The sequence below is a fragment of the Psychrobacillus sp. genome, from assembly GCF_032154225.1.
Lineage (GTDB): Bacteria > Bacillota > Bacilli > Bacillales_A > Planococcaceae > Psychrobacillus.
In genome coordinates this window covers 85,039-105,844 of sequence record NZ_JALDYF010000007.1, presented here as the reverse complement: position 1 = coordinate 105,844, position 20,806 = coordinate 85,039, and the positions used below count along the sequence as shown (strand labels likewise).

The 20,806-nt window shown below is 37.0% G+C and carries 22 protein-coding genes and 1 tRNA gene; 20 read left to right on the top strand and 3 right to left on the bottom strand.

What is annotated here, in order from left to right; genetic code table 11:
* Positions 1–5 precede the first annotated feature (5 nt).
* From hisD to RUH95_RS11375, 12 genes are all read left to right on the top strand, one after another.
* Positions 6–1,289, top strand: coding sequence for a histidinol dehydrogenase (hisD, locus tag RUH95_RS11430; RefSeq protein WP_313892999.1), 1,284 nt, complete (start codon positions 6–8; stop codon positions 1,287–1,289).
* Positions 1,289–1,882 (top strand): imidazoleglycerol-phosphate dehydratase HisB, encoded by a 594-nt coding sequence (hisB, locus tag RUH95_RS11425; RefSeq protein WP_313892998.1) that lies wholly within the window; start codon positions 1,289–1,291, stop codon positions 1,880–1,882. Before hisD ends, hisB begins: the two co-directional genes overlap by 1 nt.
* Positions 1,879–2,622: a 1-(5-phosphoribosyl)-5-[(5-phosphoribosylamino)methylideneamino]imidazole-4-carboxamide isomerase gene (gene hisA, locus RUH95_RS11420; RefSeq protein ID WP_313892997.1), complete on the top strand. Its 744-nt coding sequence runs from the start codon at positions 1,879–1,881 to the stop codon at positions 2,620–2,622. Before hisB ends, hisA begins: the two co-directional genes overlap by 4 nt.
* A complete protein-coding gene (hisF, locus tag RUH95_RS11415; RefSeq protein ID WP_313892996.1) occupies positions 2,616–3,371 on the top strand; it encodes an imidazole glycerol phosphate synthase subunit HisF in 756 nt (251 codons plus the stop codon). Before hisA ends, hisF begins: the two co-directional genes overlap by 7 nt.
* Complete coding sequence (gene hisIE / locus RUH95_RS11410) at positions 3,368–3,991, top strand: bifunctional phosphoribosyl-AMP cyclohydrolase/phosphoribosyl-ATP diphosphatase HisIE (RefSeq protein WP_313892995.1); 624 nt, start codon at positions 3,368–3,370, stop codon at positions 3,989–3,991. The genes hisF and hisIE overlap by 4 nt, the downstream gene beginning before the upstream one ends.
* Positions 3,992–4,071: 80 nt before the next feature.
* Positions 4,072–5,601 (top strand): tetratricopeptide repeat protein, encoded by a 1,530-nt coding sequence (locus RUH95_RS11405; RefSeq protein ID WP_313892994.1) that lies wholly within the window; start codon positions 4,072–4,074, stop codon positions 5,599–5,601.
* Positions 5,602–5,671: 70 nt separating this feature from the next.
* The gene (trxB, locus tag RUH95_RS11400; protein ID WP_313892993.1) at positions 5,672–6,622 is read left to right on the top strand and encodes a thioredoxin-disulfide reductase; all 951 of its coding nucleotides are present in this window, start codon (positions 5,672–5,674) and stop codon (positions 6,620–6,622) included.
* A 994-nt stretch (positions 6,623–7,616) separates the two neighbouring features.
* Positions 7,617–8,099, top strand: coding sequence for an NUDIX domain-containing protein (locus tag RUH95_RS11395; protein ID WP_313892992.1), 483 nt, complete (start codon positions 7,617–7,619; stop codon positions 8,097–8,099).
* Positions 8,092–8,976, top strand: a complete 885-nt coding sequence (rapZ, locus tag RUH95_RS11390) for an RNase adapter RapZ (RefSeq protein WP_313892991.1) — start codon at positions 8,092–8,094, stop codon at positions 8,974–8,976. Before RUH95_RS11395 ends, rapZ begins: the two co-directional genes overlap by 8 nt.
* Positions 8,977–8,980: 4 nt before the next feature.
* Positions 8,981–9,940: a gluconeogenesis factor YvcK family protein gene (locus RUH95_RS11385; RefSeq protein WP_313892990.1), complete on the top strand. Its 960-nt coding sequence runs from the start codon at positions 8,981–8,983 to the stop codon at positions 9,938–9,940.
* Between the two features lie 58 nt (positions 9,941–9,998).
* The gene (gene whiA, locus RUH95_RS11380) at positions 9,999–10,940 is read left to right on the top strand and encodes a DNA-binding protein WhiA (protein WP_313892989.1); all 942 of its coding nucleotides are present in this window, start codon (positions 9,999–10,001) and stop codon (positions 10,938–10,940) included.
* Between the two features lie 19 nt (positions 10,941–10,959).
* Positions 10,960–11,217, top strand: a complete 258-nt coding sequence (locus RUH95_RS11375) for an HPr family phosphocarrier protein (protein ID WP_313892988.1) — start codon at positions 10,960–10,962, stop codon at positions 11,215–11,217.
* Positions 11,218–11,247: 30 nt separating this feature from the next.
* On the opposite strand, the gene clpP is transcribed toward RUH95_RS11375, so the two are convergent.
* Positions 11,248–11,844: an ATP-dependent Clp endopeptidase proteolytic subunit ClpP gene (gene clpP, locus RUH95_RS11370; protein WP_313892987.1), complete on the bottom strand. Its 597-nt coding sequence runs from the start codon at positions 11,842–11,844 to the stop codon at positions 11,248–11,250.
* A 164-nt stretch (positions 11,845–12,008) separates the two neighbouring features.
* On the opposite strand from clpP, the gene RUH95_RS11365 reads away from it, so the two are divergent.
* The 4 genes from RUH95_RS11365 to RUH95_RS11350 all read left to right on the top strand — a co-directional run bounded on the left by RUH95_RS11365 (position 12,009) and on the right by RUH95_RS11350 (position 15,026).
* Positions 12,009–12,080: transfer RNA gene (locus RUH95_RS11365), tRNA-Arg, on the top strand.
* 365 nt (positions 12,081–12,445) lie between these two features.
* Entirely contained in the window at positions 12,446–13,480 is a 1,035-nt protein-coding gene (locus RUH95_RS11360) for an AI-2E family transporter (RefSeq protein WP_313892986.1), read from the top strand.
* 161 nt (positions 13,481–13,641) lie between these two features.
* Complete coding sequence (locus RUH95_RS11355) at positions 13,642–14,220, top strand: LemA family protein (RefSeq protein WP_313892985.1); 579 nt, start codon at positions 13,642–13,644, stop codon at positions 14,218–14,220.
* Entirely contained in the window at positions 14,220–15,026 is an 807-nt protein-coding gene (locus RUH95_RS11350; RefSeq protein ID WP_313892984.1) for a TPM domain-containing protein, read from the top strand. The genes RUH95_RS11355 and RUH95_RS11350 overlap by 1 nt, the downstream gene beginning before the upstream one ends.
* 236 nt (positions 15,027–15,262) lie before the next feature.
* Here the strand turns inward: RUH95_RS11350 and RUH95_RS11345 are convergent, their stop codons facing one another.
* Together RUH95_RS11345 and RUH95_RS11340 are read right to left on the bottom strand one after the other, a co-directional pair.
* Positions 15,263–16,402 carry a hypothetical protein gene (locus tag RUH95_RS11345; protein WP_313892983.1) on the bottom strand — a complete coding sequence of 380 codons (1,140 nt, stop codon included), beginning with the start codon at positions 16,400–16,402 and terminating at the stop codon, positions 15,263–15,265.
* Entirely contained in the window at positions 16,395–16,895 is a 501-nt protein-coding gene (locus RUH95_RS11340; RefSeq protein WP_313893102.1) for an RNA polymerase sigma factor, read from the bottom strand. Before RUH95_RS11340 ends, RUH95_RS11345 begins: the two co-directional genes overlap by 8 nt.
* A gap of 120 nt (positions 16,896–17,015) precedes the next feature.
* Here RUH95_RS11340 and RUH95_RS11335 point away from each other — a divergent pair, with 120 nt between their 5' ends.
* From RUH95_RS11335 to RUH95_RS11320, 4 genes are all read left to right on the top strand, one after another.
* The gene (locus RUH95_RS11335) at positions 17,016–17,249 is read left to right on the top strand and encodes a glutaredoxin family protein (RefSeq protein WP_313892982.1); all 234 of its coding nucleotides are present in this window, start codon (positions 17,016–17,018) and stop codon (positions 17,247–17,249) included.
* A gap of 127 nt (positions 17,250–17,376) precedes the next feature.
* Positions 17,377–18,414, top strand: a complete 1,038-nt coding sequence (locus RUH95_RS11330; RefSeq protein WP_313892981.1) for a sugar-binding transcriptional regulator — start codon at positions 17,377–17,379, stop codon at positions 18,412–18,414.
* 12 nt (positions 18,415–18,426) lie between these two features.
* Positions 18,427–19,434 (top strand): type I glyceraldehyde-3-phosphate dehydrogenase, encoded by a 1,008-nt coding sequence (gene gap / locus RUH95_RS11325; RefSeq protein ID WP_313892980.1) that lies wholly within the window; start codon positions 18,427–18,429, stop codon positions 19,432–19,434.
* A 190-nt stretch (positions 19,435–19,624) separates the two neighbouring features.
* Positions 19,625–20,791, top strand: coding sequence for a phosphoglycerate kinase (locus RUH95_RS11320; protein ID WP_397469499.1), 1,167 nt, complete (start codon positions 19,625–19,627; stop codon positions 20,789–20,791).
* Positions 20,792–20,806 lie beyond the last annotated feature (15 nt).

Sequence of the window (20,806 nt, the reverse complement as noted above, 5' to 3'; positions counted from 1 at the left end):
CTTCTATGAAAATAGCAAAGCTTACGGATAAAATTTCTTTACAAAGATCAGTAGAACAAGCAAATGAACAGCATGTATCAACTGTTCGAGAAGTTATTGCAAACGTTCAAAAGAATGGGGATCGAGCACTTTTTGATTATACGAAACAATGGGACGGGGCAACGCTTTCTAGTCTTCGAGTGACTGAGCAAGAAATGGAGGAAGCGTACGCTAATTTTGATGAACAGTTAGTGAAAGATTTAGAAGAAGCTGCTGCTAATATTCGGGCATTTCATATACAGCAAGTGCGTCAAGATATCGATTTTTCATTAGCTAAAAATTCGTATATAAAATATAAAATCACTCCACTGGATGCAGTAGGTTTGTATGTACCAGGGGGAACTGCTGCCTATCCGTCATCTGTATTAATGAATGCTATTCCAGCAATTGTTGCGGGAGTGGAACGTGTCGTTATCGTATCACCACCTTCGAAGGACGGGAAGCTTCCTGCCTCCGTACTTGTCGCAGCTCAGATAGCTGGTGTAACCGAAATATATAAAGTCGGAGGAGCGCAGGCAATAGCGGCGCTTGCTTATGGAACGGAAACGATTCCTGCGGTTGATAAAATTACAGGACCAGGGAATAGCTATGTGGCACTTGCTAAAAGAGAAGTGTTTGGTAAAGTTGCGATTGATATGATTGCCGGGCCAAGTGAAATCGCTATAATTGCAGACGATACAGCGTATGCAGATGAAGTCGCAGCTGATTTATTGGCACAAGCAGAGCATGATCAGTTTGCAAGTTCTGTTTTAATAACGACGAGTGAAGGACTTGCAAAAGAAGTGGCGAAGCAAGTGGAAATACAGTTAAAGCAGCTTCCAAGGAAGGAAATTGCGAGAGCTTCCATTGAAAACTTTGGCTGTATTTATATTGCGGAGTCGATGGAAAAAGCAATAGAAGCAGTTAATGAGTTAGCACCAGAGCATTTAGAAATTATAACGGAGCAGCCAGAGCAAGTTAGTGAAAAAGTGAAACATGCAGGAGCTATTTTTATCGGAAGATTTAGCAGTGAGCCAGTCGGCGATTATTTTGCTGGAACGAACCATGTGCTGCCAACAAATAGTACAGCAAGGTTTTCAAGTGGATTATGTATAGATGATTTCGTGAAGAAAACAAGTATTGTTTATTATTCAGAGGAAATGTGGAATGAGCAATATCCTAAAATTGCTCGGTTAGCGAGATTAGAGCAGTTAGAAGGCCATGCTCGTTCCGTTGAGTCGAGAAGTTGGGATAAGGGGGAAGTAAATTGATGAATAAAAGAACGGCAAGTATAGAGAGAATGACAAACGAAACGAAAGTATTTGTTGAAATAGACTTAGATGGAGAAGGAAAAGCGGACATTGAGACAGGGGTTCCGTTTATGGACCATATGCTTGATTTATTTACAAAACACGGTTTATTTAATGCGAAAATCAAAGCAGTTGGCGACACGCATATTGATGACCACCACACGACAGAAGATATTGGGATTGTGTTAGGGCAAGCAGTGAAAGAAGCACTTGGCGATAAAAAAAGCATCAAACGATACGGAAATGCATTTGTACCAATGGATGATGCACTTGCACAAGTAGTTATTGATATCTCCAATCGTCCACATTTAGAGTTTCGAGCTGCATTTCCTACTGAAAAAGTTGGACAGTTTGACACAGAGCTTGTGCATGAATTTTTATGGAAATTTGCATTGGAAGCGCGTATGAATGTTCATGTAATCGTCCATTATGGTGTCAATACACATCATATGATTGAAGCAATATTCAAGGCGTTAGCTCGTGCAATTGACGAAGCAATTACGATAGATGAAAGAGTGAAAGGTGTTCCTTCCACAAAAGGATTACTAACATGACAACTATTCAAGTATATCCGGCAATTGATATGAAAGGCGGAAAATGCGTTCGTTTATATCAAGGGGATTATAATCAGGAAACAGTTTATGGCGATTCTCCTTTTGAAATGGCAAAAAAATTCGTAGATGAAGGCGCAACATGTATCCATCTAGTCGATTTAGACGGTGCAAAAGATGGTGAAAAAATTCATGCAAATGAAGTAATTCGTATTGCAAAGGAACTTCCTGTACAAGTTCAAATTGGCGGAGGTATTCGTTCCAAAGAAGACGTCAGCTTTTACTTAAATAACGGTGTTACGAGAGTCATTATTGGTAGCCTAGCTATTTCGAATCCTCAGTTGGTCGCAGATTTATTGGAGCAATTCGGTGGTGATCGAATTGTTATTGGATTAGATGCGAAAGATGGAATGGTTGCTACGCATGGTTGGCTAGAAACGTCGACTCAATCAGCTATAGAAGTAGGACAATATTTTGCTTCTAAAGGGGCAAAGCATGTTATTTTCACAGATATTGCAACGGATGGGACACTTCAAGGTCCAAACCTTGCTGCGAATAAAGAACTTGCGGAAGCAACTGGTCTTTCGGTCATTGTTTCGGGAGGCATTAGCTCATTAGAAGATCTTCGAGAAGTAGCAAAACTAGCGAATGATACATCTGTTTCTGGTGTTATTACTGGAAAAGCATTATATAATAATCGATTTACATTAACAGAAGCATTGGAGGAAACCGCTAAATGGTAAAGAAAATAATTCCTTGTTTAGATGTGAAAGATGGGCGAGTTGTAAAAGGAATCCAATTTGTTGGATTAAGAGATGCTGGCGATCCTACGGAGTTAGCTGCATTTTATGATCAACAAGGTGCGGATGAACTCGTATTTTTAGATATTTCTGCTTCTGTTGAAGGTCGAGATACGATGCTGGATGTGGTGAAAAAAACAGCTGCACAAATTTCGATTCCTTTAACAGTTGGTGGTGGAATTCGAACTGCTGAAAATATGAAGCAATTATTAGAAGCTGGTGCTAGCAAGGTATCGATGAATAGCGCTGCAATAAGCAATCCTGCTGTCATTACAGAAGGTGCAAAATTGTTCGGTTCAAATAAAATCATTATTGCCATAGATGTGAAACAGTCTGAAGAAGATAATGAGTGGTTTGTTTATACACATGGTGGACTGAAAAAAACGGAATGGAAAGCTGTCGACTGGGCGAAAGAAGTAGAAATGCTTGGAGCAGGTGAAATTTTATTGACAAGCATGGATCGTGACGGAGAAAAAGATGGCTATGATTTAGCTATTACAAAGCTCGTGAAGGATGCTGTTTCCATTCCAGTTACGGCAAGTGGCGGAGCAGGGAATGTAGAGCATATTTTATCTGCATTTACAGAAGCTAATGCAGATGCTGCACTAGCAGCTTCTATTTTTCATTTTAAAGAAACAAGTGTGCAGGAAGTGAAAAACTATATTCGTGAACGAGGAGTAGAGGTACTATGACAAACTTACAATTTGACGACAAAGGACTCATTCCTGTCATTGTGCAACATGCCATCACGAGAGAAGTGCTGACACTAGCGTATATGAATGAAGAATCATATAAAAAAACGGTAGAAACAAAAGAAACATGGTTTTTCAGCCGTAGTCGACAAGAATTATGGCATAAAGGGGCAACATCAGGCAATAAGCAACAAGTGGTTTCCATTCGCACAGATTGCGATTCAGACGCTCTTGTAGTGGAAGTATTGCCAAATGGGCCAGCATGTCACACGGGAGAAGAAACTTGTTTCCACAATAACTTAGAAAAATTTGATGATACAGTTGGTTACAATGTTATTACGTCATTGATTAGTATTATTGAAGAAAGACAGAAAACGATGCCAGAAGGAGCTTACACAACTTATTTGTTTAACGAAGGCGTCGATAAAATTTGTAAAAAGGTTGGAGAAGAATCAGCCGAAGTAATAATTGCTTCCAAAAATAATGATGCAGAAGAGCTAAAATGGGAAGCTGCGGATTTAATGTACCATTTATTGGTGCTGTTACAAAATCAAAATGTTAGTTTCTACGAGCTTTTACAAGTGCTCCAAAAAAGACATGAGACGAAAACACATAATTAATATTTGTTTATGATATACTGAAGAATATACTGATAAGGGACGTTTATAAAACGTTCCTTATTATTTTTCGGAGGACTATTTTGAATAAAAAAAGCAAACAGATATTAAAAGAAAATATTATTTCGTTTTTGCCAACGGGCGAATACTACTATAAAAAAGCACTTGATGAACTACAAAAGGAACGGTATGAAAAAGCACATAAATATTTAAAAAGAGCAGCAGATTTAAGCCCAGAAGATCCATTAATTTTAATGCAATATGCTATTTTACAAATGGAAATAGAGAACTTTGATTTGGCTCATGAGCTTTTACGAGCAGCCTATTCAGCCGATTCGAATGAACCTGAAATTGTATTTTTCCTTGCGGAAGTAAATGCACATTTAGGGAACTTTTTAGACGCAAATCGATTCGCTAGAAAGTATATAGAAATGGCAGAGAACGGTGAATATGCCGAGGAAGCGATGGAAATTGTCGAGTTTTCAGAACAAGAAGATATTGAGGCTTTAAATATGGAAAATAACCCTTCCAGTGAGGCACTTTTTTTGCAGGAGAAATCTCGTCGATTAATGGAGCAGGGGAAATTTCAAGAAGCAGTAGAGTTATTAGAATCGATTATTACCGATAATCCAGATTTTTGGGCAGCCTATAATAATTTAGCGCTCGCTTATTTTTATGTTGGGGAAGAAGAACAGGCAAAAGCTTTACTTCACCAAGTGTTAAGCGAAAATAGAGGGAATATCCATGCACTTTGTAATTTAGCTGTCATTCATTATTATGAAAAAAATGAAGAAGAACTAAATGAAATTGCAGAATTTTTAACAAAGATTAATCCTTATTTTATCGAGCATCGGTATAAATTAGGAGCAACATTTGCATTGATCGGAAAATATGAGGAAGCATATAAATGGTTGAGAAGTTTACAACGTAAAGGGTTTGAAGGCGATCCAGGGTTTTATTTCTGGTTGTCGCATTCTGCTTATTTCGCTGGACATGAGGAAATTTCTCGCAATGCTTGGAAATCATTATTGAAGCTAGATCCAGAAAAAGCAGGCTTCGAGCCGTGGTTGCCACAGATGAAAGAGATTAACAATCATGGTACCGAGCATCAAAAGGAGTTTATTTTGGAGAAGCTTCAAAATAAACATGTGAGTGAGCGTATTTTTGGGTTTTATTTATTGGGAAAATCAAAACATCGCCAAGAGATTATTTCACATCCAAAGTGGATTGTAGTCGATGAGTTAACGACGATGGAGAAATTGTTTTTAGCACAGTCTTTAGGACATTCATTTGAAGAAAATTCCGTTGCAGAAAAAGCTTTTTTACGTGCGATTGCAGCAACGGATTTACTTTTCGAAAAGTATAAACCATTAGCGCAATCCGCGACGTATTTATTTCAAATGTGGTTTGTCCTAGTGGAACGAGCACTTGAAAAAGGATATGACTTCAAAAATCCGAAAGCATTAGCAGCAGCAACGGAGTATATGTTTGAATCGTCACGTGAAAAAAATGTGACGAAAAAATCTTATGCGGAGCAATATGGTATTACGACAAACACATTGACGAAATATGTGAATGAACTAATTCAATTTTTGCCATTGTTCGACTCATAAGCAAAAAAGTTGAATACGGCATAAAAATCCTATAGATTGAGTGTTAGTAGAGTTGTAGGAGGAATTAACGATGACAGAAGAGAAAATTTATGATGTTATAATAATTGGAGCAGGACCAGCAGGAATGACAGCAGCAGTTTATACTTCACGTGGAAATCTTTCGACATTAATGATTGAGCGCGGAATACCTGGCGGGCAAATGGCCAATACAGAAGAAGTAGAAAACTATCCTGGATTTGAAAAGATTTTAGGGCCAGAGCTTTCAACAAAAATGTTTGACCATGCAAAAAAATTCGGTGCTGAATATGCATACGGTGATGTTTCGGAAATTATTGATGGCGAACAATATAAAACAGTAAAAGTTAGTGGAAAAGAATATAAAGCATTGGCAGTTATTATTTCTTCTGGTGCAGAATATAAGAAAATGGGGATCCCTGGTGAGAGTGAGCTTGGCGGACGTGGCGTAAGTTATTGTGCGGTATGTGACGGAGCATTCTTTAAAGGGAAAAACCTTGTAGTTGTAGGTGGAGGAGACTCTGCTGTTGAAGAAGGAGCATTTTTAACGAAATTTGCTGATAAAGTAACGATTATTCACCGTCGTGATGAGCTTCGTGCACAAAAAATTCTTCAAGAACGTGCATTTGCAAATGAAAAAATTGACTTCATCTGGAATACTACGTTAAAAGAAATTAACGCAAAAGATGGAAAAGTAGGTAGCGTAACATTAGTTTCTACTGTAGACGGTTCTGAAAAAGAATTCGAAGCAGATGGAGTTTTTGTTTATGTTGGAATGCTTCCATTAACGAAACCATTTGAAGGTTTAGGAATTCTAAACGACAATGGTTATATCGTAACGAATGCAGAGATGGAAACGAATGTACCAGGAATATTTGGAGCTGGAGACGTTCGTGAAAAAACGCTTCGCCAAATTGTAACTGCTACAGGTGATGGTAGTATTGCAGCTCAAGCAGCTCAGCATTATATCGAAAAATTAAAAGATAAAGCACTTGCGAACGCTTAATATTATTTAACTTTATTTTAATCCTATTGTAATCGTTTTGAAATAAAGTGGGTGTATAGTAAGAATTATAAATTGACCCCCTTTTTATATAAGAAATATTTGAACAGGCTGTTTCTCGATATTAATCGATGAAGCAGCCTCTTTTTTGCAAGTATATGAAAACATATTGTGATCACTCGATTTGGTGCATTCTAAGTGTAAAAAAGTATCGGGCTGTATAGAGTGGTTTCCGTTCTAATCGGACGCTTTCCGCAGGCACTGCCTCAGCCACTTCCAGTGCTCCTGCGGTTACTCGTCGCAAAACAAAGTTTCGCTGCGCTCAGTCCATGTTTTTGGGCTCAGTGCTCCTGCGGTTACTCGTACCATAAAACATCCGCTGATCCCGCTGGAGTCGCCGATTTCCACTTCATCCATCTATTTATTAAAAAAGTAGTCATATTCATTCTAGTATTTTTATGAAGTATGTACTTCTCTACTTATTAGACAGAAAAAAGCTAACTTAATCTGTTGAGAATGAGAACAATTTCTCATTCCATTCTTCTTGTTAAAAAGGTGAAGCCATTTTCAGCTACACAATGAATCAACTTGTAGAAGTGTCACCTTCTAAAAAACAGCGGAGAGCCGCCAAAATTGAATTTTTGATGGCCTGCAAAGAATTTAGAGTGTGACTTGCTTCTTCTATTGCCAAAAGTATTTAGCTACTTGGTACTAAAGTTTTTTGCCAGCGGAAGGCGAACATTTGCCATACGATGATCGATGAAAAAGCGTGTTGGAAGAGGCGCAGCAACTTCCAACATGCTTTAAAAATTTTACCGTTCATCGTATAGCTCAATGTGAAGCCTGGAGCAAGCCGGAAACTGCATTGCAAAGGTTATTTTTACTTTAAAAGACCCGGGTGTTCTTTGCTCGGTTTTTCTTTTTAATTTCATGTATAATAAGTATTAGCAAAGGTTGAGAACAAAACCTAATTTGAATGGATTTGGAGTGACTACTCGTGCAACGAATCGCCAACTTACTTATATGTAAAGATAACGAAGTTTTATTATTAAAAAAACCTAGACGCAACTGGTATGTTGCTCCAGGAGGAAAAATGGAAACAGGTGAGTCCATTTTCGAAGCAGCAGTGAGAGAATTTACGGAAGAAACAAACACTGTACCGATCAAGCCATATTTAAAAGGAATCTATACGATGGTCATCGAAGAAGATGGCAAACGTGTAGATGAGTGGATGCTATTTACGTTTGTAGCGAAAGATTTAGAAGGAACTCCTTTTCAAGAAACAAAAGAAGGTATATTAGAATGGCATCCAGTAGAGGAATTACATAAACTACCTATGGCGGAAGGCGATAGAACGAATTTATTATTCGCGGTTCATGAGCAAGGAATCCAATATGGAACATTTGTGTACACACCTGATTTCACATTAATAAAAGAAACGATACAGTATTCGCTGGAGGGAAAAGTAAACAATGGATAATCAGCAAAAGCTTAATACGGAAGTAGTAATTATTACTGGAATGTCTGGAGCAGGTAAAACAGTAGCGATTCAAAGCTTTGAGGACCTGGGTTATTATTGTATCGATAATCTTCCCCCAGAGCTGTTAGTAACATTCATTCGTCTTATGATTGATTCGAATAAGCAACCTCGCAATATTGCAGCAGTGATGGATTTACGTGGTGGAGAGATGTTCCATTCACTAGTTGAATCTGTTAACAAACTCCATGAAGCTACTTCAGTTTCTCCGAGAGTATTATTTTTAGATGCCGAAGATGAAGTGCTAGTAAGAAGATATAAAGAAACGAGACGCTCTCACCCATTGGCACTTTCGGGTTTGCCATTAGATGGTATAAAAAAAGAGCGTGAACTTCTGTCGGATTTAAAAGGCAGAGCGCAATTTATTTATAATACGTCAAAGATGAAGCCAAGGGAGCTTCGTGAAAAAATTCAAGAAGAGTTTTCACAAAAAGGAAGTAGCTTGTTTACGATTAATGTGATGTCATTTGGCTTTAAGCATGGTATTCCGATAGATGCCGATTTAGTTTTCGATGTACGTTTTCTTCCAAATCCGTACTATATCGAAGAATTACGTTTGAAATCGGGATTGAATGAGGAAGTATCTAGTTATGTATTAAAATGGGCAGATACTAAAACATTAATCGAGAAGCTAACCGATTTATTTTTATTCATGATTCCACAATATAAGCGCGAAGGTAAGACACAGCTTGTTATTGCTTTCGGATGTACGGGTGGGCAGCATCGATCTGTTACACTAGCAGAATATTTTGGTAAACTATTAAAATCAGAAGACAAAACGGTTATTACGCATCGAGATGTTACAATCAGAAAGGATTGAGGTAATGGGACGTACAAAACACCAGAAAAAAATAGTTATTATTGGTGGAGGTACGGGATTATCTACTTTACTGCGTGGTTTGAAAAAACTTCCCCTCGATATTACAGCAATTGTAACTGTAGCAGACGATGGAGGAAGCTCCGGGCGATTGAGGGATGAGTATGATATACCACCGCCTGGTGATATTCGCAATGTTTTAGCTGCGTTATCTGAAGTAGAGCCGTTAGTAGAGGAAATGTTCCAGTACCGATTTTCTAATTCCGCTGAATTAGACGGACACTCATTAGGAAATTTAATGTTAACGGCGTTAACGTCCATTACAGGAGATTTTGCAAATGCAATAAGTGAGATGAGTCGTGTATTAAATGTACATGGGAAAGTACTTCCAGCTGCGAATCAAGTCGTAACACTTCATGCAAAGTTTGATGATGGTACAATTATTAGTGGAGAGTCTAAAATACCAGGCTATGGGAAGAAAATAGAAACGGTATTCATTTCACCAGCTGATGTGAAACCGTTACCAGAAACAATTAATACAATTCGAAAAGCTGATATTATCGCAATTGGTCCAGGAAGTCTATATACTAGTATATTGCCTAACTTATTAGTAGAAGATATTAAGACAGCAATTATTGATTCCAAGGCTAAGAAAGTTTATATATGTAACCTTATGACACAGGCCGGTGAAACAGGTAGTTATACTGCATACGATCATGTAAAAGCATTAATTGATCATGTTGGAGAAAACTTTTTAGATTCCATTCTAATAAGTAAAGAAGAAATTCCAGAAAATGTACAGTATTTATATAAGCAAGAAAAAGCATCGCCAGTTAAAATAGATATAGATAAACTAGAATCTTTAGGAATCGAAATAGTGAAGAAAGATATTTCCGTCGTACATGACGGTGCGGTTCGTCACGATGCACTAGAAGTAGCAAAATGGTTAGTAGAATATGCAGACTGATTATAGAAAATTGTAAAAAACAAGCTATAGTCTCTAGCAAGAAAGGGGGGGACAGCTTATGTCATTTGCTTCCGAAACGAAAAAAGAGATGACACAAGAGGAATCAAAACCTTGTTGTTCAAAAGCTGAACTCTCAGCTCTCATACGAATGAATGGTTCATTATCATTTAGCAATAAAGCATTAAGTTTAGATGTGCAAACAGAAAATGCAGCGATTGCACGAAGACTGTATACACTTATTAAGCAATTATATCCGTATCAAGTAGAACTGCTCGTTCGAAAAAAAATGAGATTGAAAAAAAATAATGTTTATATTTGTCGAGTTCGCGAAGGTGCAAAGAGTTTATTGGAAGATTTGAAAATTCTACAAGAAAACTTTCAATTTGAATATTCGATCTCCAAAGAGCTTGTGAAGAAAAAATGCTGTAAGCGTGCTTATTTAAGAGGAGCTTTTTTAGCAGGAGGATCTGTTAATAATCCAGAAACTTCGTCGTATCATTTAGAAGTGTATTCATTATATAAAACGCATAGTGATGCGCTAGTGGATTTGATGAATGGATTTGATTTGAATGGTAAAACGATCGAACGAAAAAAGGGCTATGTTGCTTATTTGAAAGAAGCAGAAAAAATTTCTGATTTTCTAAGTATAGCGGGAGCTCACAGTGCATTACTGAAGTTTGAAGACGTTCGCATTATACGAGATATGAGAAATAGCGTAAATCGCCTAGTGAATTGCGAAACAGCTAATTTGAATAAAACGATTAGCGCAGCAATTCGACAAGTGGATAATATACGATTTATAGAAAATGCAATTGGCTTAGATCAGCTACCAGAAAAGTTAAGAGAAATTGCCAGGTTGCGTGTAGAATACCAAGATGTTACATTAAAGGAATTAGGCGAAATGGTTTCCACTGGAAATGTAAGTAAGTCGGGTATTAATCATCGGCTACGGAAAATAGATGAAATAGCAGATGCACTTCGCAGAGGCGAGACAATTTAGTGAAATGGAGCGTGCACCAATGACAGAAAAACAAGTCGAAGTGAAATTACAAACTGGATTACAAGCAAGACAAGCGGCATTATTTGTACAAGAAGCTAATCGCTATATTGCAGATGTATATTTAGAAAAAGATGAGAAAAAAGTAAATGCAAAGAGCATTATGGGTATTATGAGTTTGGCTATTAGCAAAGGGATTACGGTTAACTTAAGTGCGGATGGCTTTGATGAAGAAGAAGCTGTAGAGGCATTAGCAAAATTTATTGCTAATGAAGAATAAAAAAAAACGGGCAAAATTGCCCGTTTTTTATTATGCTTTTTTCATATCGCTGCGAGAAATAATATGATCGATTAGGCCATATTCTTTTGCACGTTCAGCAGTCATGAAGTTATCACGATCTGTATCTTTTGAAATAACATCTAATGGTTGACCAGTACGTTCAGCCATAATTGTATTTAGTTTCTCACGTAAGAATAAAATACGTTTAGCAGCAATTTCAATTTCAGTAGCTTGCCCTTGTGCGCCACCAAGTGGTTGGTGAATCATTACTTCTGCGTTAGGAAGTGCGAAACGTTTTCCTTTTGTACCTGCAGTAAGTAAGAATGCTCCCATAGAAGCAGCCATACCGATACAAATTGTTTGAATATCTGGTTTGATGAATTGCATCGTATCGTAGATCGCCATACCAGCTGTAATACTACCACCTGGACTATTAATGTAGATCGAAATATCCTTTTCTGGATCTTCCGCTTCTAAAAATAGTAACTGAGCAACGATGGAGTTAGCAACATTGTCATCAATCCCGCTTCCAAGCATAATAATACGGTCTTTTAATAATCGTGAGTAAATATCGTATGCACGTTCCCCACGATTTGTTTGTTCAATAACTGTAGGAATTAAATTCATCCTGATTGCCTCCTTCAAAGGTGGTTTTATAATTTGCTTACTGAGAAATACTATCCCAGTTGTAACTTTATCATACACAGTAAGGTCAAGGAAGGTCAAATATTAAGCTTCGAAATGTTAGGTTGAATTATTTGCATTACATTTGTATAATATATAAGTCGCTAGCCCTCGTGGTGTAATGGATAACACACAAGCCTCCGAAGCTTGTAATGTGAGTTCGATCCTCGCCGAGGGCATATATTAGGTAATTCCGTGTTAAACTGGAATTATAGAGAAAACACGCTAAAACGCTATTGTAACGTTTCAGTGTGTTTTTTTTGTGTGTTCAATGAATCGAGGATAACATTTCGCTTGTTATCTCCATAATATAAGGTGATAATGAAAAAAAGAGGCGTTATAATGAAATTTTAACTTCATTCAGCAAACAATAACTACTGAATGAAGTTAAAGCCCCGGTGGATGCCACAGATTTTCAGAGGAATTTATCGAGCAAGCTCGATAAAAATCTTGGCGCAGTGTTTTCTGCGACGAGCTTTGCGCAGGAGCAAATACGCCGAGGCGTATTTGATTTAGAAAAAGTGAATAGGGAGTTCAGAGGTCTATGGATGTTGTAACGGAATTTTTTCAAAAAAAAGGCGTAAAACGAGTTTTAATTTTTGTTTTAATTGTTTTCATACTCTATAGCATGAGAAGTATGATGAATCTAATCTTATTGACGTTTATTTTCACATTTTTGGTAGATCGCCTCATAGAATTTGTAGTCAAATACATACGATTAAATCGGAAAACCCTTGTTATCATTATGTATTCACTAATTGTCGGACTATTGACCTTAGGCGTCGTGAAATATTTACCTATTATAACAGTACAAATCAGCCAGCTTGCTAGGCAAATTACTGCTTTTTATACACAGCCTCATGAAAATGTTTTGATTGGTTATATAGAAATGATTATTTCCAAAAATCAGCTTACTGCTTATTTAGAAAACGGCTTATCTTTTTTGTTGAAATATTTTACAGGTATTAGTAAAACAAGTGTTCAAGTCATGATTGCTTTAATTTTGAGCTTGTTTTTCTTGCTAGAAAAACCACGATTAAAAGAATTCACAAGTAAGTTTAAATATAGCAAGATTGCACCTTTTTATTTTGAAATTGAATATTTTGCATCAAAATTTACTCGTACTTTTGGAAAAGTAATTGAAGCCCAATTCATTATTGCTATCGTCAATACTATTTTGACGGTAATTGCATTAAGCATTTTAGGATTTCCGCAAATATTTGGCTTGGCGATTTTGATTTTCTTTTTAGGACTTATTCCGGTTGCAGGAGTAATTATATCGCTCATTCCATTAACTTTAATTGCTTTTACAATTGGAGGAGTCCTAAAAGTAGCCTATGTAGTAGTGGCAATTATGATCATCCATGCAATTGAAGCGTATATTTTGAATCCAAAACTGATGTCTTCCAAAACGGATTTACCCGTTTTTTATACGTTTATTGTTCTTATTTTTTCGGAAAGCTTCTTTGGTGTTTGGGGATTAATCATTGGAATTCCGATTTTTGTTTTCCTTCTAGATGTACTTGAAGTAACGAATAAAGAAACGATAAGTCCGCCTCCCGATCAAAAAAACGGATAAGTATATTAGAATTTCCATTAGTCGCATAAAGGAAAACACTCTTTTCGAATTTGAAGAGGGTGTTTTTTTGAAACTCTTTTCTCTTTTTTCCGTATACATGATATGTTTCAAATTTGAAAATAAAAAGTATAAGAGTACTATATCTATAAGGAGTGAAATACTTGAAAAAATTATTAGGGCAGATTGTGATAGTTCTCGTTATTAGTGCCGTGTTTGCAGCAATATTAATACCAAGTTATAACGGGTTTGTAGATGGAGAAGAAAATGTAAATAAAGCTTACGCACAAATAGAAAATCAATTACAGCGTCGATTAGATTTAATACCAAATCTTGTGAACACAGTAAAAGGGTTTGCAGAACATGAAAAAGAAGTACTTGGCAATATCGCGGATGCTCGTGCAAAATTAGCGGGGGCTGGAACACCGGAAGAACAAGCGGTAGCAAATGATGAATTGTCAGGTGCATTAAACAGACTATTAGTTGTTGTGGAAAACTATCCAGAATTAAAAGCGGATGCAAATTTCCGTCAATTAATGGATGAGCTTGCTGGTACGGAAAATCGTTTATCTGTAGCAAGACAAGATTATAATGAAATTGTTTCTGATTACAATAAAAAAGTAAAGCGTATGCCGGGCAGTATTATCGCATCGATTTTTAATTTCGATGAAAAGGAATATTTTAAAGCAGATGCAAATGCAAAAGATGCACCAGTTGTTGATTTTAAAGGAGATGGTAAGTAATGAAAAAAGTTGCGCGAATGCTTATAGCAGCGCTACTTTTATTTCTATCTGTTCCATTAATAACGGTAGCGGCATCAGATATTCCAAAGCCACAGGGTGGAGAATTATACGTACAAGACTTCGTAGGAGTTTTATCAAATAGCGAAGAAGAGGAAATAGAACAACTTGGTCAAAATTTAGATAATGCGACAGGAGCACAAATTGTTGTAATGATTATTGAAAGTTTAAATGGTCAGGATGTTGCACAATTTGGAGTAGATGTTATTCGTCAATACGGTATTGGTAATAAAGAAAAAAACAATGGTGCATTATTGATTATTGAAACTGATCCTACTAAAAAAGGAAAACGCGATGTGCATATTTCAGTAGGGCAAGGGCTAGAAGGAGCATTACCTGACGGAAAACTTGGTCGTATTGTCGAGGAGTATACGCTGCTATTTTTAGAGCAAGGATCGATCAATGATGCTGTATTGTCAACCTACCAAGTGTTATACAATGAAATTGCAAAAGAGTATGGCTGGGATGGTGAGCTAGTAGAGCCTAAAGATCCAGCTGAAGATGAAGGATTTTCATTTATGACTATTATTGCAATTATCGTGATTATCTACCTCATTTACACAATTACATCTAATGGCGGTAGAGGCGGAGGTAGCGGAGGCTCTAGACGAAGTTCTAAGCCATCCTGGTATGGAACAGGTAGCTTCGGAGGCGGATTTGGTAGCAGTGGTGGAAGATGTTCTAAAGGCGGTTTTGGAGGCTTCGGCGGTGGTAGCTCTGGAGGCGGAGGAGCAGGACGTAAGTGGTAATAAAAGATGCTGAATCTAGAATCGGTTGATTAGTAACCAAATAGCTAAGGGGCTGCCTAAGAAGTCCCTTTTACAACAAAAATATTTGAATTTGAAAATGCCGAAACATTGTTAAATCAATGTTTCGGCATTTTCTATTTTGAAGGAGTGTTTTTTGAAAGAATAAGTATTCGAAAATACATTAATCGGATGGTTCAGGTCAAAAATCGAATCGCTCTAGGATTTCTCATCTCTCATTATTCATTTTCAGCGAATTCATCTAGCTTCTGTTTGATCAATTCATATTCAAGGGCATGTGGTTTAATGGTGATATCACCACTAATTCCAAGATCAAAATCTGGAGCGAACATGATTACTCCATCTTCGAATAATGTAATTGTATACAATGTAGTTCCTTTATCTGCCCCGTTTGTTAAATAAATTTGAAAATTATCCATTTGAGAAAGGGCTTCTGTTCTCTCAAGACTATCTTGCTCAGTTGCTTCTTTAATGAAAAAACTATTGAACATCAACATGATGGATTTTATTTGCTTATTATCGGATGTACATCCCGACTTAAATGCTACTTCATCTTGTTGATTAACGATGCGACCATTGAAGCAAAGTGTGTCAAAGGAAACATCAAACGATGGTGTTTTTACATCACTTCCTTCAACAAATGCGCTGAAGTTCTCTATTTTCTCTTGTAAATCCACGCTATCGCCGTCTCTAAGCAGATTATAGCTCCCTATTTTTCCTGGCTCTGATGTAGAAAAGATAAATTCTTCTCTCAATGTATGAAAAATTTTCTGTCCTTGGCTATTTGTTAAGGAAACCTCTATTTCAGGGCGATAAATATTCGGATGATCTTTCTCTTTCATAATTTCCACGTTCTCTAGATACATCTCTATATCTGTATCTTCTAGGTAATAATGATATTTGAAAACCATATTGGAATAAATCGCTTTTGTCAGCATATCTTCGGTAAAATAATCCCCAAAAGTAGTTGGAAAATAATTCATTAAATCTTTGTACTGCTTAGACTCTAGGAGCAGATCATACTCCTCTTGATTTTTCGCTTCTGTTTCGCTTTGGAGGTTCATCCATTCATTCGTTAAGCGCAAAATTTCCCTATCAGGTCCATTGTATTCTCTCTCTAATACTGCCCTGATAACGTCTTCATTTGAAAGAGGTTTAGCCGATTGCTCGGTTTCCGAAAAAGTAAAAAATAGAAAGGAGGCAATTGCGATTACTGCTAATGAAATAAAGGCGGGGAATATAGTGGGTTTTCTTTTTGTTTCTATTCTATCCTTTAAGGCTAGCCACGAATTGCGCTTTGCTTCCTCTGTTCGCTCCACATCTTTCATTTCTTCAAAAAGCTTATCAAATTCATCCATTTGCTTGACCTCCTTCTTGATGAAATTCTTTTTTTAGTGCCTCTAGTGCACGTGTCATCTTCATCTTTACTTTTGCCTCGGTCCAGCCGAGTATATAGGCTGTTTCTTGGATGGAGCATTCTTGTATCTTTCGCAGGAGCAGCACTTCTTGATACTCCTTTTTTAGTTTGTTTAAGGAGTTATACATTTTGGCAAGCTGTTCCTTTTTTTCAAATCGGCTCTCTGGTGAGAGTTCCTTTGTTTCTAAATCATGTTCTTTCTCGAAGGAGAAAAATTGCACGACTCTTTTCCTTCGAAAATAATCATAGGTCACATTACGTGCTATTTTTAAAAGCCAAGTGGCAGTTGAAGCTTGTTTGTTAAAAGCATCTAGCCCTTTATATGCTTTATAAAATGTTTCTTGGGTAAGATCCTCGGCACATTCTTTATGACGGACAAGATAGTATATATAGCTGTAAACACGATCACTGTGCTCAGTGTATAGCGGTTCCATTTCCACATTCTGACCCCCTTATTGCAATAGACGAAGCAGCAAATCAAAAGTATCACTTTTATTTTACAAAAAGATTATAATAAAAATGTATCACATAATTTTTGGAAGGAGTGATATAAAATGATTGTCCATTTTTATACAAGACCAGGCTGTCATTTATGTGAAGAAGCCAGGCTTATGCTGAAGCTCGTGCAAGAGGATGTATCTTTTGACATAAAAGAAATAAATATCGAACAAGATGACAAGCTCCATGAAAAATATATGCTGATGATTCCGGTTGTCGAATTAGATGGAGACATCATTCAGTACGGACAAGTAGATTACGCAACAATATTAGAAGCATTAGTAAAATAATGCTTCGGTATTGCTAAGCTGAAAATTATATTGTATGATAATTATAGAAATTCAATTTTTTTTGATACACTGGGACATTTTTTTATCTAGTGGGACAAAAACGTCACAAGCGGTTAGGAAGTGAAATATGGAATCTTTTCTCTCTGCTCAATTAAAACTAATTCCTGAAATGAGTGAATTGCTGCAAAAGAGGTATCGAGTCCTTCAAACGATTCAGCTTTCACAAGGAATTGGCCGACGAGTTTTAGGGGAACATCTAGCTCTCACCGAAAGAGATATTAGAAAAGAGCTAGACACTTTAAGAAATCAAGGATTAATTGAAGTAACACGAGGTGGAGCAGCTATTACTCCTGACGGAACGAGCGTTTTATTGGAATTGAAAGAACTTGTTCGTGAATGGTCAGGTAGATTACAGCTAGAGCAAACACTGTCGAAACATTTACAAATTAAAGAAGTCATTATTGTACCAGGAGATGTAGATGGTGATTCCAACTCAAACCTACTTCTATCACAAGAAGCAGCAAAATATTTGGAAAGCATCCTAACGGATGACAAAATAATCGCTGTAACTGGTGGATCAACAATCGCATCTATTTCCAATTATGTGCAGCAAACAACAAGGTTAAAAAACTTATTGTTTATTGCCGCTAGAGGTGGAATAGGGAAAGATGTTCAGCTTCAAGCAAACACAATTGCCTCTCTTTTTGCGAATAAAATGAATGGTTCATACCGAACATTATATATGCCGGATAGATTGAGTGAAGAAGCATACACTACGATGACAAAAGAACCTTTTATTCAAGAAATGATGGATTTGTATGAACGAACGAATATTATTATTCACGGTATTGGCGATGCACTTCAAATGGCCAGTCGAAGAAGTTCAAGTGAAGAAGAACTGAATCTATTAAAAGAAGCAGGTTCGGTTAGTGAAGCATTTGGTTATTATTTTAATGAACAAGGGGAAGTCGTTCATCGGATACGTACAATCGGTGTACAGCTGAACCAATTAAAACATATAGAGTATCTACTTGCTGTTGCAGGTGGTGCATTGAAAGCAAAAGCACTTTTATCGTATTTTAAACAAGCTCCTTCACAAACTGTGTTAGTAACAGATGAAGGCGCGGCAAATGAAATGATGAAAATAATATCACAAAAAAACTAGGGGGAACAAAAAATGACAGTAAAATTAGCTATTAACGGATTTGGACGTATTGGACGTAAAGTATTTAGAGAAGCATTAGAACAGAAAGATTTAGAAATTGTAGCAATCAATGATTTAACAGATGCTGCAATGCTTGCACATTTATTGAAATACGATTCAGTTCACGGGATTTTAGATGCAGAAGTATCATCAGAAGGTGAATATTTAGTTGTAAACGGTAAAAATATTCGAGTTTTTGCTGAGAAAGACCCATCAGCACTTCCATGGAAAGAGCAAGCAATTGATATCGTTATTGAATGTACTGGAATTTTCAGCACAACTGAAAAAGCTAGCAAACATATCGAAGCAGGGGCTAAAAAAGTAATTTTATCTCAACCAGCTAAAGATGATATGCCTACATTTGTTATGGGTGTAAATGAAGAAAATTATAACCCAGCAACGGATCATGTAATTTCAAATGCATCATGTACAACAAACTGCTTGTCACCACTTGCAAAAGTGTTACAAGATCAATTTGGTATTAAACGTGGGATGATGACAACAATTCACTCATACACAAACGATCAACGCATTTTAGACTTACCACATAGCGATTACCGTCGTGCTCGTGCAGCTGGAGAATCTATGATTCCAACTACAACTGGAGCAGCTTCAGCAGTTGCGAAAGTACTTCCGGAGCTTAAAGGGAAACTAGATGGTATGGCAATCCGCGTACCAACACCGAACGTGTCTTTAGTAGACTTTGTTGCAGAGCTTGAAAAAAATGTAACAGCAGAAGAAGTAAATGCAGCTTTAAAACAAGCTTCTGAAAATGAGCTAAAAGGAATTCTTGATTTCAATGAACTTCCATTAGTTTCAATCGACTATAACGGCAACAGAGCATCATCTACAATTGATGGACTTTCAACAATGGTACTAGGAGATAATATGGTAAAAGTATTATCTTGGTATGACAACGAATCAGGATACTCTTCACGCTGTATCGACCTAGCGCTTCTTATGGCGAAAAAGGGTCTTTAATTTAATACAGCAGTAAGTGCAATTCAAAATCTGGGTGCAATTTCGCCGAAGCATGATTGATTCAATACTTTTCATAGAAGTTATGTAAAATAACCTCTATAATGAAAGAGGGTAAAAGGAGCAAGGGTTACCCTTCGCTCCTTCTTTTTATACGAACTAAGGGGGCTGTCTCATGAACCAGAAACAAACAATGAGTGATGTTAATTTAAGTGGAAAACGTGTATTTTGTCGAGTAGATTTTAACGTGCCAATGGAAGAAGGAAAAATTACGGATGATACGCGTATTCGTGCAGCACTTCCAACGATAAACTATTTAATAGAACAAGGTGCAAAAGTAATTCTAGCAAGCCATATGGGACGCCCAAAAGGTGAAGTAAAAGAAGAACTACGTTTAACAAAAGTAGGAGAACATCTAGCAACTTTATTGAATAAAGACGTAAAAAAATTGGATGAATCAATCGGTACAGCAGTTGAGCAATCAATTGCTGAGATGACAGAAGGAGACGTTGTGTTATTAGAAAACGTTCGTTTCCATGCTGGCGAAGAAAAAAATGATACAGAACTTGCAAAAGCGTTCGCTAAATTAGCAGATGTCTTTGTAAATGACGCATTTGGTGCAGCTCATCGTGCACACGCAACAACAGAAGGTATTGCAAAGCTATTACCAGCTGTTTCTGGCTTGTTAATGGAAAAAGAGTTAGATGTACTAGGAAAAGCTTTATCTACTCCTGAAAGACCATTCACAGCAATTATCGGTGGAGCAAAAGTGAAAGATAAGATAGGTGTAATCGATCATTTATTAGATAAAGTAGATAATATTTTAATCGGTGGTGGATTATCGTATACATTCTCTAAAGCACAAGGGAATGATATTGGGACATCCCTTTTAGAAGAAGATAAAATTGAGCTAGCTCGATCTTTTATTGAAAAAGCGAAAGAAAAAGGTGTTTCTTTCTACTTGCCAGTCGATGTGGTTGTTGCAGATGAGTTTTCAAAAGATGCAAACACAAAAGTGGTAGACGTTGATCAAATTCCTTCTGATTGGATGGGGCTTGATATTGGACCGAAAACTGCTGCATTGTACGCAGACGTTATTAAAAACAGCAAATTGATCATTTGGAACGGACCGATGGGTGTGTTTGAAATGGATGCATTTGCAAACGGTACAAAGAGTGTAGCAGAGGCAATGGCCGAAACTGCTGGTTACACAGTAATTGGTGGCGGGGATTCAGCTGCTGCTGTAGAAAAATTCAATGTAGCAGATAAAATGGATCATATCTCAACTGGTGGAGGAGCTTCCCTAGAGTTTATGGAAGGCAAAGACTTACCTGGCGTATCTGCTTTAAATGATAAATAATGGAGGAGACATCAT